Source organism: Levilactobacillus enshiensis (assembly GCF_007115095.1).
GTDB classification, from domain to species: Bacteria; Bacillota; Bacilli; order Lactobacillales; family Lactobacillaceae; genus Levilactobacillus; species Levilactobacillus enshiensis.
Window position 1 is genome coordinate 37,543 of record NZ_SULH01000002.1, and the last position, 15,186, is coordinate 52,728.

Here is a 15,186-nt window from a genome sequence, read left to right on the forward strand (position 1 = left end):
GGTGATTCGATGCGCTGGGAACCTTTACTCATTATCTTACTCATGGCCAGTCTGTGTGGCCTGCTCATCATCACTACCGTTCGACGGACGCGAACACGTTGGTTTGCGCTGCTCGTTCTGAGCTATTTTACAGGCCTCGGTGCCATCTTATTCACACCACTGGCCTTCACAGGTACGGCCGTTTACATCATGCCAGCCGGGCTTGGCCGTGTCAATCTGACCCATCTTGACATGTTCAACCTGGGCTTCTTAGAAAACATTCTAATGACCATTCCATTAGGGATGCTGATCAAATGGGTTTTCCCTAAAATTTCCATGTGGGGAGTTACCCTATTAGGTGTTTTTGCCGGTTCTAGTTTTGAAACCATTCAGTATATCTTATCCCATCACTGGTTAATTAACCGTAGTAGCGACATCAATGACGTTATCTCAAATACGATGGGCGTGGTTGTGGGCGGCATCGCTATCGCCGTTTACTACCGGATCGCGGCCAAACATCGGCAAAGGCCCCAGGCCATTGCCTGATAATCACTAGCAATATCGCCTATGAATATAGCACCCGAGCACACTGAATAGTTCAGCGTGCTCGAGTGCTACTTTCGTCTTATTATTTATTTTCACCGTGCAACCAATGTTCAAAGTGAGGCGCACGGGTCATATCAAAGTTCCCCGCCTCGTCTACCCCGACCTGTTCCACCGAGATTTTAGCAATGATCTCCTGCCAAGCGACCGCAGCTGGTAGTCTGGCCATCATCACTTGGCCGTTAACCAGCGTCACGTTTAACTGGTCACCGGCAACCAGATTCAGTTCCTTTCGAATCTCAGCGGGAATAACGACCTGACCCTTACCTGAAATTTTCACTATCGTCATGAATCGTGTCACCCCAATTCTAAAAGTTTTCTTTACGAAGCTAACGATACACGCGACCCATCATTTGACCAAACAAAAAGGACCGTCAACGAACAACGGTCCATTACAAAATCAATATTTTAAATGTTAATCAACCAGTTAAACACTTATGGCATCGCCCGGTTTCTGCCGTAGGACGATTACAACGGGTCTTTCAATCGTCCACTGAAGATGTTTTCGTCTTACGAAAGACAAACCATTTGCTAAAGAAATAGTTTGCCACTACCACAACGACCTGATCGACCAGCTTCGTTAACATTTCGTTTTGCTGCAGGAGGGAGACCCCTACCCACATGATGGCCATATCCATCACTAGTGTCACGCCACGGGCCAGAAAGAATGAAACTGCCTCGCTCAATAAACGCTTCACCGACACAAAGTGTGAATGGAAGACCCAGACGCGATTGGTCACGTAAGCAAACAGAACGGATAAGAACCAAGCCCAGACATTCCCAACTTGGTAGTTCCACCCCCACAACGTGACCGTCACGTAAAAGACGACCAAATTGACCAACGTCGTCAACCCACCAAAGATCAGGTAAGCTAGAACATCTTTATATTTCGCGTATAACTGTGTTAACCGGTTCATTCGAAATTCTCCTCTGGTCGTGTTCTTTAGTCTCCGTTATAACTGAGTTTGCCCCGCCGTGCAAGGGACGATGCCTATTTGATATAAAAAATTAAAGTGTTGCGCTGGTCACTGCGCCAACCTTGGTGACTGGTTAGTTCGTGTTGCTGGTTAGACAGTGTGGCATTAGTGGTGGTCAGGTTTGACTTCATAAGTTAAAGTAATTATTTTAGTCTACACTAGTTTCCCAACGCACGCCATTGAAAAACACCATCCCGACAGTGTCGACATGGTGTCTCTAATTTTAACGATTTAGTCTTTCCTGAATCATCTGGATCACGTGACTCTTAAGCACCAGATAAACCAATACGATTTGAATTGGCGTGGTAATCAACTGTTTGACCGCCCGAATTGGGAATAAGCTCCAAAACGGCGTCTGGTACATGATCGTCACCCATAAGGTATTTAATAATGCGTTGACCAACACCGAGATGAGCACTGACGCAATAATAATGCGTCCCCAGCTCACTGGCTTCTGGTACAGAAATACCGCATAGATCAACGACCCGAGGACTGCTGATACGGTAAAGCCCACAAAGTAAGGTCCGCCGGAAATCAAGGTGCCGACCACGTCGACCACTGCCGCCGTCATCATGCCCCACCATGGGCCAAACCATTTGGCCAATAAGGCAACCACCAAGAACGTAAAGCTAAACTTGATAAACGTGTTCCCAATCGAGAACCGACTAATTACCAGTTGTAGCGCCATCAACAGTCCCATTGTAACCACACTCAACGTGTCCAGCTTGGGCAGCTGGGTTTTTGCCATTGTCTTCAATTCAGACATCTCCTAAGGGAGTTGCCACATCGCTGCGGCCAATGCGGAAATAAGATCGCGGGGAAATCCCCTTCGTCCGGTGTTCACATTGCGTTCCACCGGCACTTGACGCCCTATTTCCTACTCCGTAAATTTTTAATACAAGCAATAGCATACCATAACCCACTCAAACATGCACGACTTACGCGCGATCAAAATCCTTGATCCAGGCTAAGGCCAGGGCCTTTTCACCCAAATGCGCCCCAATAACCGGACCGAAGTAGGACTGCTCTACCGGAATTTCCGGATACTGGGTCGCAATCTTGGCCGCCCAGTTCTGACCGCCCTCGGGATCGTTTGCATTAATGACTAACGCCCGCAATGGGTAGTCGACCTGTGCCTGAGCCTCAACAAAGAGATCCTCTACACGAGCCAGTGCCTTTTTGCGCGACCGAACCTTTTCGAAGGCCACAATCTCGTGCGTCTCATCATCAAATGTCAGCAGGGGCTTGATCCGTAAAACACTTCCAATAAACCCAGAAGCATTAGACAAGCGCCCACCACGCACCAAATTTTGTAAGTCGTCAACGACAAAATATTCCCCAATCGTCGACCGCAAGTCATCTAAGCGCGCAATAATCTCTTCGGGCTCCGCACCCTTAGCGGCCATCCGTGAGGCCTCAATCGCTAAGTAACCCATCAATTTTACCGTGATCTGTGAGTCATACGGAATCACCCGAATGTTTTCAATCGTGGGTGCAATATTTTTCAATTGGTTTACAAAACCTGAAATCGTGCTGGCCAAGTGAATACTGATGACAGCATCGTATCCCTCATCTGCCAATTGATTATATAAATTGATCATTTCCCCCAATGGTGGTTGGGACGTACTGGGGAATGACTTGGAGTTACGGAGGCGGTCGTAAAATTCACTCGTGGTAATATCAACGTCTTCATCATAGGAGCGACCATCAATGATCACCGGAATCGGCACAACGTGAATGTGATACCGCTCGACCTCTTCTGCGGACAAATAGCTGGTACTATCGGTGACCACAGCAATCTTCATTCTTACACCTACTTTTTCTTTCATTTCGTCTACCTAGAATACCATTTTTCAGGACCCATGAAAACCAATACTTATGGCAAATCCTTTTATAACGGCATTTTAAAAGTTAAGTTTAACATTAAATGTGGTGAAACACACCTTTTTGCCATTGCGAGGGTGCTCAAGCCCCCCTACAAGGAGCCACCCTGGGCCAGTTGTAATACCGCTCAAGAGAATCGAACTCTTGTCGACACCAGCAGCGGTACACCACGACTTAACACTGATCAGCGCGATTCGTGGTCATTTTAGGAATAAACAAGAAAATAATCAGACCCATCACAAATAGAATCGACAGTGACGCCGCCCCAATTCGTGATTGTCCCGTCATCTGGGTGACGATTCCCACGAGGATGGGACCCAGTACGGCTGAAAATTTTCCTAAGATGTTATAGAAGCCAAAGAACTCACTCGACCGATCCTTGGGCACGAGCCGACCAAAGTAGGACCGCGAGAGGGCCTGAATCCCACCCTGACTGGTTCCGACTAAGACAGCTAGAATCCAAAAATCCATCGTTGAACGCAAAAAGAGTGCGTCCGCACAAATCAATAAGTAAACAATAATGGCAATTAAAATCCCCGTTCGGGTGCTAGTCTTGTTCGCTAACCAGCCATAGAAAATCGAGAATGGAAATGCTACCAATTGCACGACCAACAACACTAAGATCAAGGTCGTACTGTCGATCCCAATATCTAGGCCAATTGAGGTTGCCATGGTGAAGATAGTATCGACCCCATCGATGTAGCAGAAGTAAGCCACTAGAAACCAGGCCAGTTGCTTGTGTTGACGCAGATGTCGAACCGTTCCCCACACCCGTTGCCAGCTTTGCCGTAGCGGCGCCCGCGTGACACTCAGCGAATGTCGTTGGTGAACATTTTTCAGCATCGGGATAAAGAAGATGACCCACCAAACGGCGGCCAGGGCAAAGCCCCACCGTGCAACTGCGAGACTCGACAGTTGACCAAAACCATGGGTGAATTGCAACACCATGAAGAGTAGAAAAGCGATCACGCCCCCGAGATAGCCAAAGCCATACCCCGTACTGGAGATACGGTCCATTTGCTGGTCGTCACTCACATCGGTCAAGAAACTGTCATAAAAGAGGTTTCCTCCAGAATAGCCCAGAACAGATAAAATATAGATGACTAGGAGCCACTGCCAGTGTGCTGATGGTACCAGGGCGAGGCCTAAGGTCATCACCATCCCCATGGTTGCAAATCCCGTCAGTAGTCGTTTCTTAAACCCTTGATAGTCCGCTAGTGCCCCCAGAAACGGCGCCAAGATTGCTACCAATAACGTGCCCAGACTGTTGGCATACCCCCAATAAGCCGTCGCATTGGCTGCCGTCACACCACTAGCCGCTGCCACCGTCTTGAAGTAGATCGGCAAGACTGCCGTGGTCACGATGATGCCATAACCAGAGTTTGCCCAATCGTAGAAGACCCAACTCCACTGTTCCTTATTCAGCTTCATCGGTGGCCGCCTCCTTTAGCGCCTCGGTTAAGACGTGACCGGGAAGCGTCCCCGGAAAGTGAACGCCCAGCAGCTTTGCGAAGGTCGGGGCTTCATCGACTAGACTAGCGTGTGCGATGACTTGATTTTCTTTCACCGCTGGCCCATTCAAGACCAACGTTGTGAAGTAATCTGGTTTGTCGGGATCATAACCATGAACTCCATGATAGCGGTCCGGTTGCCCCAATGTGTCCGGATCAACGGCTTCGACTACGGCCGGTCGGTTCGTCTCATCCGTAAAGTAATAGCCCGCCTGTGCTTCGACCATAAATTGGCAATGCGGATCAGCTCCCCGTTTAGCAGCCGCAGCCCCATCGATCACGGCCGCAACTCCCGGTGTCTCCTTGATCAACCGCAAGAGGTTTTGGGTATCCGCAAACTTGCGGGTATAAATATATGTACACCCATCGCACGACTTCGCCCACACGTGCCAATCGTTCTTAACAGTACCTTCAGCGGTTGGGGTTAACCAGCCTTTCTGAGCGAATAGCTGATTCAAATGAATCATGTGGTCAACATTGATCTGATAGTGATCCCCCAAAATGGCAAAGTTGGTCGTTGCAAACGTGCCAGCCGCAATCGTGGCGTCAATCAATTTACCGACCCGGGTGTCTAACCGCTTTAGGGCCGCCATGGCCTCATCCGAGCGCACGCCATAGCGGTGGCGCATACTGTCCATGTCGACCAGGTGAATCAACGTGAGCCACGGCTTCTTCGTTGTCAACGTGTCCACCGCACAAGCCGTAATAAAATCATCAAGTTCAGGTTGCTGAATTCCGCGCCGTAAGTGACCATATTTCTGATTCATGCGTAAGAGAAACGCCGGACTGCTGGCCTTTAATGAGACCAATACCTGATTGGTCCAGATACGGTTTGGAAAGATCTCTGCCAAATTGTAGGTAATTCGACTGCCAGCGGTCACGGGCCACAGAAAGGCCGCCGTCTTACGATGTTGTTGCCGAACGAGATCATATAACGTGGGAACTTGTACATCTCGTTGATACCAGTACCAATCCGGTGACTGACGTTGTGGCTGTAGCTTAGTGTTGTTGATAATACCGTGTTTGACCGGATATTGGCCGGTGATGATCGTGGTGTGTGACGGGTACGTTAACGTTGGATAGATTCCCCTAACCTGTCTGACGCGTGTCCCGGTCACCACTAATCGTCTTAAGTTCGGTAACTCTGCTAAATGTTCGTCCAGATCCCGACTACCCATCGCATCCAATGAAATCACAACTAGTCTTTGCTGAATAATCCTTCACTCCTTACCTAATCGTTACTTAACCGTTCGCTGTCGGTCTAAACTCTTATCCAAGCGGTTTAACAAGATCTGCAACAGGTTCCGTTCATCGGTGGACCAATGTTCAAACACGTCATCCGAAAGCTTCTCAAAAGCCGTATTGATGGCCGTCACTGTCTCAGTCCCCGCCGTTGTGATCGTGTAGACCAACTGTCGTTTATCCCGACCGACGGCTTCTTTAGTCACCATTTCTTTTTTGACCAAGCCCTTTAACTGCCGGCTCAACGTTGAGGTATCTAATTTGGTCCGTTCTGCCAGAATCTCTTGGGTATTCTCACCACTCCCAATGTGGTCCAGCAACTGCCACTCAGAAACCGTCAACTGGTAGTGTTTCGTCATCCGTTGTAGCAAGGTCTGTTGCACCTTATTAATTGCCATCAATGCTGCAAGACTGGATTTCATTCGACCCTCACTCCTTTGTTTGCCGCTACCCGTTTGTGCATCACAAGATGCGGTCTGCGGCATTACTTGTATTGTACAACGGTCAGCTTGCTCATCACAAGTCAAAAACTATGACGATTTCATGACAGTTTCACCGAATTCTATCGGAATACGGGGGAACTTCTTTGCACTTCACCGCTCGGGCCGTTATACTTGAACTTGTGTCGTTTTTCCGGTTAACAAAAAATAAAGTCTATTTATGAAAGGTGTTGTTACCCCATGTCATTTGACGGATCCTTTACCCACGCAATGGTTCAGGAACTGAGCCAAACGTTGACGACCGGCCGTGTTAGCAAGATCAATCAGCCCTACGCCAACGAAATCGTCCTGACCGTTCGTGCGAACAGCCACAACTATCCCATCCTCCTATCGGCCAATCCGACCTACGCACGTATCCAAGTGACGCAGATTCCTTACGTCAACCCGCCGGTTCCCACCAACTTTACCATGATTCTGCGGAAGTACCTGCAGGGTGCGATTCTCAAGGACATTACGCAGGTCGCCAATGACCGGGTCGTTCACCTGCACTTCACATCCCGTAACGAGTTAGGTGACCAACAAGAGCTGCTCTTGATCATCGAAATCATGGCGCGGCACAGTAACGTCATCCTAGTCGACAGTGCCTCTATGAAGATCTTAGATGCCATCAAGCACGTTGGTTCCGATCAAAATCGTTACCGGCTCCTCTTGCCAGGGGCACAGTACATCATGCCTCCCAAGCAAGATCTGGTTGATCCCTTCGCCGGTGCACGTGACGACCTCGCCGCAACCGTCCGCGATTTTCCCAACCAGGAAGTTCTCGCACACACCCTCCAGCAACAGTATCAGGGCCTTGGTAAGGACACCGCGGCGGCCCTAGCAGCCAAGCTCCACGAACCCGGCGATCCCGTGGTTAATTTTACGGCGTTCTTCAAGGGATTCGATGCACCACAACCAACGCTAGATATCACGCCTAAGGGAAAGACTAGCTTCATCGCCTTCCCATACCCCACCACGGGAACGCAACAGACCGCTGACACCCTGAGTGCCCTTCTGGATACCTACTATCAGGATAAGGCCGAGCGTGACCGCGTTCAACAACAAGGGAGCGTTCTCATCCGGGTGGTTCGTAATGAACTAAAAAAGAATCGTAATAAGCTGAAGAAATTGAAGAAGACGCTCGCCGAAACGGAAAACGCCGATGAGTACCGTATCAAGGGTGAAGTTTTGACGACCTACCTGGGCCAAGTTCAACGGGGTCAGACTGAAGTCGAATTGGCTAACTTCTACGACAATAATCAGCCAATCAAGATTGCCCTTTCCAATCAGCTTTCGCCTAACCAAAATGCCCAGAAGTATTTCAAACGGTACCAAAAGGCCAAAAATGCCGTCAGCTACGTTAACGAACAGCTCGCAATCACCCAAGCCGATGTCGATTACTTCAGCAATATCATGGCGCAGATTGAACTAGCCGCACCTAAGGACCTCGTCGACATTCGTTTGGAATTGCAACAAGGCGGCTACTTGCGCGATCACGACCATCAAAAGAAGAGTAAGAAGCAGCGCCGCCAAAAGATCAGCAAGCCCGACCGGTTTACCGCTAGTGATGGCACCAAGATTTCCGTCGGTAAGAACAACTTGCAAAACGATCAGTTGAGTCTCCATACCGCCAAGCGAACCGATATTTGGTTACACGTGAAGGATATGCCAGGCTCTCACGTCATCATCCATGCGGACAATCCAAGCGATGAGACCATCATGGAAGCCGCCAATCTGGCCGCCTACTTCTCGAAGGGCCGCGAATCCAGCAACGTCCCTGTCGACTACCTGCCCGTTAAGCGACTCCATAAGCCTAACGGGGCCAAACCCGGCTACGTGATTTTCACCGGACAGCATACCGTCTACGTGACGCCGGAAAGTGATCTGGTCGAGCGGTTAGCCGATAATTAGCGGCTAAATTCACTTTACTTGGTCACTACAACTAAATTAAAACAAAAAAGTGACCTACCAGTTAAATGCTGATAGGTCGCTTTTTTGTTAGTTACAATTGTTTGGTTTTCATTTTCAACAGGCAATTACCGCAGCCCACGCTGGCAACCGAAACTCAGCCAATCGTCCGGTTGATAATCTGGTCAAGCTCAGCCGTGTCACTGAGGTTGCTGAGAGTCAGTGCTTCACTCGACCCAAAGGCAATCGTTGCCCCTACTTCCTGATCGGTCGTTCCCGGTCGATTCAAGACGTGCAGCTGCCGGAATGGGAATGCTGCATTCATCAACGCCACCCGACTACTGTTCAGATCAATCTTGATCTTCGCGAGTTCACCATCGTCCAACGTCTCAATATGCTGCCGGGTCAGCATGCGGACCCAATTGACTCCCGTGACCTTGCTTAGGAAGGCCATTTCGGTCAGTCGTGTTGGGCGCACACCCACAACGGTCATTTGCTTGGTATCTCCCTTAGGCGCAAACAGCACCTGAATCATCCCCGTCACCTGACGTTCACTCACGGCTTGCTTGGCTAATTCCACTAAACCGAGGCGCTTTGACTTGGGGAGTTCCGCTGGCATCCGGAAGGCCGTGACCTGGGCCACTGACTTGTTCATCCCCGGTGCAAGCATATCCATCACGCCTACCGCGATTTTCTGTTGACCGTGAACAAAGAGGCTCACCCCAATCGTGGCGATCTTTGGTGGTTGCTCACCAGTCTCTTGGTCCGGTGGCAAGACGTGGAGGTTCACGTCCAGCTTTCCCAATTCACGTGTCAAATAGTGGCGGTTCCCTGGAACGATAACGATGTCGGGGTGTTCAATTTGAATCACATTCAGGACGTCGCCAAGTTGCACCGGATCCACGTACTGTTTGTCCGAAAATTCTGGCGCAATGGCGACCGCATTCGGGTTGGTGTTCATCAAAACCGTGTGATACCCGGCGCGCTTCAACTGCTTCAGCATTTCCGTGGTAAAGTACTCTGCCGCCGAATTGGGACCCAACTGGTTTCCGCCCCGGCCAAGCACTAACGCCGTCCGGTCACCCAGTGATTGACTTTCATTTTCATATTCAAACGTGCTGTAATAACCGCTAGCATCTTCCGCAAATTCTCCGGCAGTCGGCTCGATCATCTTATAGGTCGGCATAATGTGCGCCTCGGCCGAAAGATGGCGAATCGTCGCCGTATCCGTTTGCCAGATTCGAGCGATCATCCCGTCACCAAAGCCATAGTAGCGGGCCCGTTGCAGAGTCTCCACGTCCAATGGATTTTCCTTGATCTCCCGTTCAATTGTCAGCAGGTGTTGCAGCTTCACGAAGTAGAAATTATCGATCTTCGTCAACTCGCTCAGTTCATCGGGCGCATACCCCCGCCGTAGCGCTTCGATCAAGACCAGAATCCGGTTCGCCAGTGGGTGAATCAGCTGACTGATCATTTCCCCATCCGTCAGATTGCTGACACTAGGCAGGACGTCTCGCGGAGAAAATTGGGAGCTGCGGACAGCCTTTAACATGGCCTCTTCTACCGAGCGACCAATGCCGATCGTGGAACCTACCGCCTTCATGGCCGTGTCTAAATGTTGATCCGCATCTGGGACCTCCTGAAAGGGCCATAACGGGATGCGGACGCTCACATGGTCAATGGTCGGCTCCATGATCGCCGTTTGCTTCACATAGCGGCTAGGGAGCTTAATATCGACTAATCGCTGGCCTAGTAACAGGGCACCCGTAACCAGTGCAATCGGGTAGCCTGTGGTTCTGGCCGCCAGAGCGACCCCTCGAGAAAAGTAAGGTGCAACCTTAGTCACATAGAAATGCTGGTTCGCCGGATTCAATGCAAAGTGCATGTGTAAGACCCCCACGATTCCCAGTTCCGTTGCAATCCGAAAGGTGGCATCCCGTAAATTCTGATACTCACGGTCCGTCAGAGTCTGGGGGGGCGTGACGACAATGGAGTCCCCGGAGTGAATCCCGATTGTGTCCACGTTTTCTAACCCGCACAGTAAGACCTTAGTATCGGCCACATCGCGAATCGCCACCATTTCAACTTCCTTATAACCAACGACGCTCCGCTCCAAGGTACATTGGTCAAAGCGCGATTGCTGAAATCCCTGACTGAGCGCATTCAACATCTCATCAACGTTCTCACAGACGGTCCGGTTGGTATCCACCCGCGGCGAGACCGGTTTAACGATCAGGGGGAAGCCAATCGATTCGACTAACCCCATGGCCTCATCGGTCGTATCAACGATCTGTGCTTCGATCACGGGCTCGTGAATGGCCTTTAGCGTTGCGTTCAAGGCGGCTGGGTTATTGAGCTGCCGCAACGTACTAGCCGTCATCCCTAAAATGGTCACACCAAAACGACCAAGATCACCGTTTTCAATGAGTTCTTGGACGATTTGAATGGCCAACAAGCCACCCAATGACGGTAAGATTGCGTCTGGCCGATCCTTTTCAAGGATGTGCCGCACGTTAGCGGTCGTGACCGCTTGCACGTACATATTTGTGGGTTGAATTTCTTCGAGGGCCACTGAAAAAGGATTGTTGTCGATAATTGAGGTGCGGACGCCGTGCTTTTTAAACCCGGTAATGATCTGCACGGTGGCACTGTCGAGCTCGGTCTCATGACCAATTTCAGTTGGCCCGCCGCCAATGATCAACACTTTCTGTAAATCATCTAAGTTTTGCAAGCCTATCCCTCCCGTGCTGTCATAGCTTCCATGAATTCATCGAACAGGTCACGACTCTCATGTGGCCCCGGTGCCCCATCCGCAAAGAACTGAACGGAGAATGCCGGGTAGTCACGGTGCCGTAATCCCTGCACCGTCCCGTTGATCAGGTCCACGTAGGTCGTAATCAGGCGATCGCGGTCGATGGACTTAGCGATGACCGCATAACCCTGGCCCTGCGTGGCGTAAATAATGTCATTCGTAATGATCCGCCGAATCGGGTGACTGCTCCCGTGATACTCCACGGGTAAAGCTGCTAGCTCCGCACCGTTAGCCAGGGCAAAGAGTTCGTGTCCCAGTCCGATTGCAAAGAGCGGAATCTCCGCTTGCACCTCGCGAATCATTTCTAAGACCCCCGCGCCTAAGTCCAGGGGTGAGCCTGGTCCCGTAGACAGTAAGACCCCATCCGGATCCAGGTTCAAGACGTCCTGGGCACTCGCCGTCCACGGTAAGACCGTCACATTGCAGCGACGTTCCGACAATTGTCGCAAGATACCGTGCTTCAAGCCAAAGTCAATCACGACCACGTTCTTGCCGGTATCCGGGTTGGGATACGGCTTAGGGGTCGCAACCTGATCGACTTGGCGATTGGTCAGCACCGTTGCGTTCAATTGGTCAAACGCGTGCGCATCGGCCACATCGACGATACTGCCCTTCATTGGTCCGGCCTGCTGACGTAATTTACGGATCAGGTGGCGCGTATCGATCCCGCTGATACCGGGAATGTTGTGCTGCTGTAAAAACTCATCCAGTGACAGCCGGGAAAGCCGGTTGGTCGAAATGTTGGTCACATCCCGCACGACCATTCCTTTAGCTGTCGGTAAAATCGATTCGTAACTGTCATGGTTGATGCCGACGTTACCAATCGCTGGCTGAGCGAAAATAATAATCTGGTTATGATAAATTTGATCGGTAATCGTTTCTTGATAGCCTAAAAGGTTTAAGTTAGAGATTACTTCGCCGCTCGTAGTGGCGCCGGCACCAAATCCTTCACCGGCGTAGGCCGAGCCGTCTTCTAAAATCAAATAGCGTTTTGCCATGCAAAATCGGCCCCTTTACCAGTGTTATGCTTGTTGGATCTCTACGGCGTCCCGGTCGTCGATTTCACTGACGGAGACCTTGATACGTTCGCGTTGTGAGCTCGGTATGTTCTTGCCCACAAAGTCCGCTCTGATCGGCAATTCACGGTGACCCCGATCCACTAATACGGCCAAATTGATACTCTTTGGTCGACCGAGATCCATCACGGCACTCATCGCTGCTCTGATCGTCCGTCCGGTATACAAGACATCATCAACTAAGATGACCTTCTTGCCCGCAACGGAGAAGTCGATGTTGGTCGCGGTGACCTTAGGCTCGGTTTGGGCATCGTGCTCGATATCATCTCTGTACGGCGTGATATCAAGGTCGCCCACCGGCACCGTCACATTTTCCAGCTGTTGTAAGCGACTGGCAATTCGCCGGGCTAAGTACACCCCGCGCGTTTTGATACCTAAAATGACGAGGTCATCGACCCCCTTGTTGCGTTCGATGATTTCGTAAGTAATCCGGGTCAGGGCCCGTTGCATTGCCATTGCGTCCACAACTACCTTTGCCATCTTTATTTCCTCCTTCAAGTTTCACGGTGTTAACGTAAATGCAGGAAACGGGCGCGTTTCTTCGGCAAAATGGTGAAGAAACCCGCCCGCCTGATTCGGCAAACCCGTTTATCTTAGTACGTTCAGCATAAAAAAACTAGATTGCTTTGTCAACCGGCAAGCCGGCTTGTTGACGCAGGTGACGAACCATCCGCGCAAAGTTATCAGGAACTGGCGCAGTGAAGTCGAGTTGTTCCCCCGTTGTAGGTTGTTTGAACCCCAGCTCACGAGCGTGTAAGAACTGACCGTCACCCTTCAAGGTCTTCTTCGGCCCGTATAACGGATCGCCCGCGACCGGGTGGTTGATGTACGCCATGTGAACCCGAATCTGATGGGTCCGACCGGTCTCTAAACGACAGGCGATCAACGTGTAGTTGCCGTAACGCTCTAACACCCGAAAATGGGTGACGGCGGGACGACCATCAGCAACCACGGCCTGCTTCTTGCGGTCCTTGGGTGAGCGACCTAGTGGCGCACGAATGACCCCTTCTTCTTCCTTGAAGTTACCGTGCACAATGGCCACATATTCTCTCAGGTTGGTCTTCGCCTGGAGTTGGGCCGATAAACTCTGATGGGCGTGGTCATTTTTAGCAACCATTAAGAGCCCCGACGTATCCTTGTCGATGCGGTGGACGATTCCTGGCCGCAACGTCCCGTTAATGCTCGACAGTGGACTGTGATACAGCAAGGCATTGACTAACGTATGGTTGGGGTGCCCGGGAGCGGGATGAACCACCATCCCTTGGGGCTTGTTGACGACCAACACGTCATCGTCTTCGTAGATCACATCCAACGGAATATTTTCGGGTTCCAAGTCGAGTGGTTCCGGATCCGGGAGCTCGACGTGCACCGTGTCACCAGGCTTCGGCTTGTCTTTAGGCTTAGCCACTGCACCGTTGACCGTAATCTGACCAGCTTCAATAGCTGATTTAGCCTGCGAACGAGAGATGGTCGTCACCTGATCGGCCACTAACTTATCTAACCGTTCCGTTTCTGTTACCGTAAATTCTTCTGTTTGCATCATTTAGCCTCCTGCCGATCGGTAATATAAACACCGATTGCAATTAGAATCACGCCGACCGTTAAACAGCTGTCAGCGAAGTTAAAGATGGGAAAGTTAACGAAGTCGAGCTGGAACATGTCGACCACGTACCCCTGGGTTAATCGATCAATGAAATTACCGATGGTTCCCGCCATCATGAGGGCTAGGCCGAGTTCCTCAACCCAGTGATCCCCCTTGTTACGATATTGCCAAAAGAAGTAGCCCATGATGCCTAGTGCGACGATGGCAATCACCGCAAAGAACCACATTTGACCCTGTAAAATACTCCAAGCCGCCCCGTCATTACGCAGGTGCGTCAAGGAGAGTATCCCCGGAATGACCGGGTGCTCGCCGCCAAGGGCGATGTTGACCACTACCGCGTGCTTGATCCACTGATCGGCAGCGACCAGGAGCACGATTAAAAGTGTATCTGCAATCAGCATAACTTCCGGAACACCTTTCCTATAAGTCGTTACCGAAAAGTATACCAGAAATTTTGGCGTTCTGACGATTCGGCTACGAGAAATTTCTTTTCGTTGCTTGTGGACCTAAAAAAGGGGGCCTACGACTGTTCGCCGAGCTCCCCGCAAACCTTTGTCAATTACCTCCGAATAAATTCGGAGGCTTGTCGCTCACGTGTCTGGCGACACAGTAGTCCAACATCTCAATTGAGACTCCTACTCGTAGTGGCAACATCATCGGGTAATTGACAGCTACCCGTTTAACTACCAGGTTTACCCGGTAGCCGTTACTTTTTTATTTGGGGATGTTTGACCCCACGCAACCATTCTTCACCTAATAGCTTAATGTTCATGGCCGCTAGTCGATCATCGTTGGAGCGATATTGGCAGCGGCAACAGTGATATTCATGCGTCTCGTGATGCCGATTAGCTTTCTCAATCAGGCCACATTGCGGACAACGCTGAGAGGTGAAAGCTGGACTGACCTTCAAAACCTTACTTTGAATTGTTGCCGCTTTATAGGTTAGGAATAATTCTAACTGAAAGAAAGCCCAGGAACGGTGGCTGTTACGCAAAGCTTTAGGTAAATCATCTGTGTTGAACGTCACATTAGTTAAATCTTCTAAAACAAAGAGCGTACGTGAGCCATAGATACTAACGAGTGTCTTAGCTAACCGATGATTCACATCAGTC

Annotated in this window: 15 protein-coding genes and 1 riboswitch; of the genes, 2 read left to right on the top strand and 13 right to left on the bottom strand. The window is 50.4% G+C overall.

The window, feature by feature from the left end; genetic code table 11:
- Positions 1 to 9 precede the first annotated feature (9 nt).
- Positions 10 to 525, top strand: a complete 516-nt coding sequence (locus tag FAY32_RS02765; protein ID WP_143461948.1) for a VanZ family protein — start codon at positions 10 to 12, stop codon at positions 523 to 525.
- 82 nt (positions 526 to 607) lie between these two features.
- Here the strand turns inward: FAY32_RS02765 and FAY32_RS02770 are convergent, their stop codons facing one another.
- From FAY32_RS02770 to FAY32_RS02800, 7 genes are all read right to left on the bottom strand, one after another.
- Positions 608 to 871, bottom strand: a complete 264-nt coding sequence (locus tag FAY32_RS02770; protein ID WP_143461949.1) for an AbrB/MazE/SpoVT family DNA-binding domain-containing protein — start codon at positions 869 to 871, stop codon at positions 608 to 610.
- 193 nt (positions 872 to 1,064) lie between these two features.
- Entirely contained in the window at positions 1,065 to 1,499 is a 435-nt protein-coding gene (locus FAY32_RS02775) for a GtrA family protein (protein ID WP_143461950.1), read from the bottom strand.
- Positions 1,500 to 1,782: 283 nt separating this feature from the next.
- Positions 1,783 to 2,325 carry a folate family ECF transporter S component gene (locus FAY32_RS02780; RefSeq protein ID WP_143461951.1) on the bottom strand — a complete coding sequence of 181 codons (543 nt, stop codon included), beginning with the start codon at positions 2,323 to 2,325 and terminating at the stop codon, positions 1,783 to 1,785.
- Between the two features lie 24 nt (positions 2,326 to 2,349).
- Positions 2,350 to 2,446: riboswitch (THF riboswitch) on the bottom strand.
- Between the two features lie 51 nt (positions 2,447 to 2,497).
- Positions 2,498 to 3,364 (bottom strand): DegV family protein, encoded by an 867-nt coding sequence (locus FAY32_RS02785; RefSeq protein ID WP_143461952.1) that lies wholly within the window; start codon positions 3,362 to 3,364, stop codon positions 2,498 to 2,500.
- A gap of 253 nt (positions 3,365 to 3,617) precedes the next feature.
- Entirely contained in the window at positions 3,618 to 4,874 is a 1,257-nt protein-coding gene (locus FAY32_RS02790; protein WP_143461953.1) for an MFS transporter, read from the bottom strand.
- A complete protein-coding gene (locus FAY32_RS02795; protein ID WP_225428277.1) occupies positions 4,861 to 6,171 on the bottom strand; it encodes an alkaline phosphatase family protein in 1,311 nt (436 codons plus the stop codon). Before FAY32_RS02795 ends, FAY32_RS02790 begins: the two co-directional genes overlap by 14 nt.
- A 21-nt stretch (positions 6,172 to 6,192) precedes the next feature.
- Positions 6,193 to 6,618: a MarR family winged helix-turn-helix transcriptional regulator gene (locus FAY32_RS02800; protein WP_143461954.1), complete on the bottom strand. Its 426-nt coding sequence runs from the start codon at positions 6,616 to 6,618 to the stop codon at positions 6,193 to 6,195.
- 258 nt (positions 6,619 to 6,876) lie between these two features.
- Here FAY32_RS02800 and FAY32_RS02805 point away from each other — a divergent pair, with 258 nt between their 5' ends.
- Positions 6,877 to 8,586: an NFACT RNA binding domain-containing protein gene (locus FAY32_RS02805; protein ID WP_143461955.1), complete on the top strand. Its 1,710-nt coding sequence runs from the start codon at positions 6,877 to 6,879 to the stop codon at positions 8,584 to 8,586.
- 154 nt (positions 8,587 to 8,740) lie between these two features.
- Here the strand turns inward: FAY32_RS02805 and FAY32_RS02810 are convergent, their stop codons facing one another.
- From FAY32_RS02810 to FAY32_RS14850, 6 genes are all read right to left on the bottom strand, one after another.
- Positions 8,741 to 11,314, bottom strand: coding sequence for a carbamoyl phosphate synthase preATP-grasp domain-containing protein (locus FAY32_RS02810; RefSeq protein WP_143461956.1), 2,574 nt, complete (start codon positions 11,312 to 11,314; stop codon positions 8,741 to 8,743).
- A gap of 2 nt (positions 11,315 to 11,316) precedes the next feature.
- On the bottom strand, positions 11,317 to 12,393 hold the full coding sequence (locus tag FAY32_RS02815; RefSeq protein WP_143461957.1) for a carbamoyl phosphate synthase small subunit: 1,077 nt from the start codon (positions 12,391 to 12,393) through the stop codon (positions 11,317 to 11,319).
- A gap of 24 nt (positions 12,394 to 12,417) precedes the next feature.
- Complete coding sequence (gene pyrR / locus FAY32_RS02820; protein ID WP_143461958.1) at positions 12,418 to 12,951, bottom strand: bifunctional pyr operon transcriptional regulator/uracil phosphoribosyltransferase PyrR; 534 nt, start codon at positions 12,949 to 12,951, stop codon at positions 12,418 to 12,420.
- Between the two features lie 136 nt (positions 12,952 to 13,087).
- Complete coding sequence (locus FAY32_RS02825) at positions 13,088 to 14,011, bottom strand: RluA family pseudouridine synthase (protein WP_404820116.1); 924 nt, start codon at positions 14,009 to 14,011, stop codon at positions 13,088 to 13,090.
- Positions 14,011 to 14,475: a signal peptidase II gene (gene lspA / locus FAY32_RS02830; RefSeq protein WP_143461960.1), complete on the bottom strand. Its 465-nt coding sequence runs from the start codon at positions 14,473 to 14,475 to the stop codon at positions 14,011 to 14,013. The genes FAY32_RS02825 and lspA overlap by 1 nt, the downstream gene beginning before the upstream one ends.
- Before the next feature lie 305 nt (positions 14,476 to 14,780).
- Positions 14,781 to 15,186 (bottom strand): zinc ribbon domain-containing protein (locus FAY32_RS14850; RefSeq protein WP_225428273.1); only part of this gene is annotated, 406 nt, incomplete at its 5' end.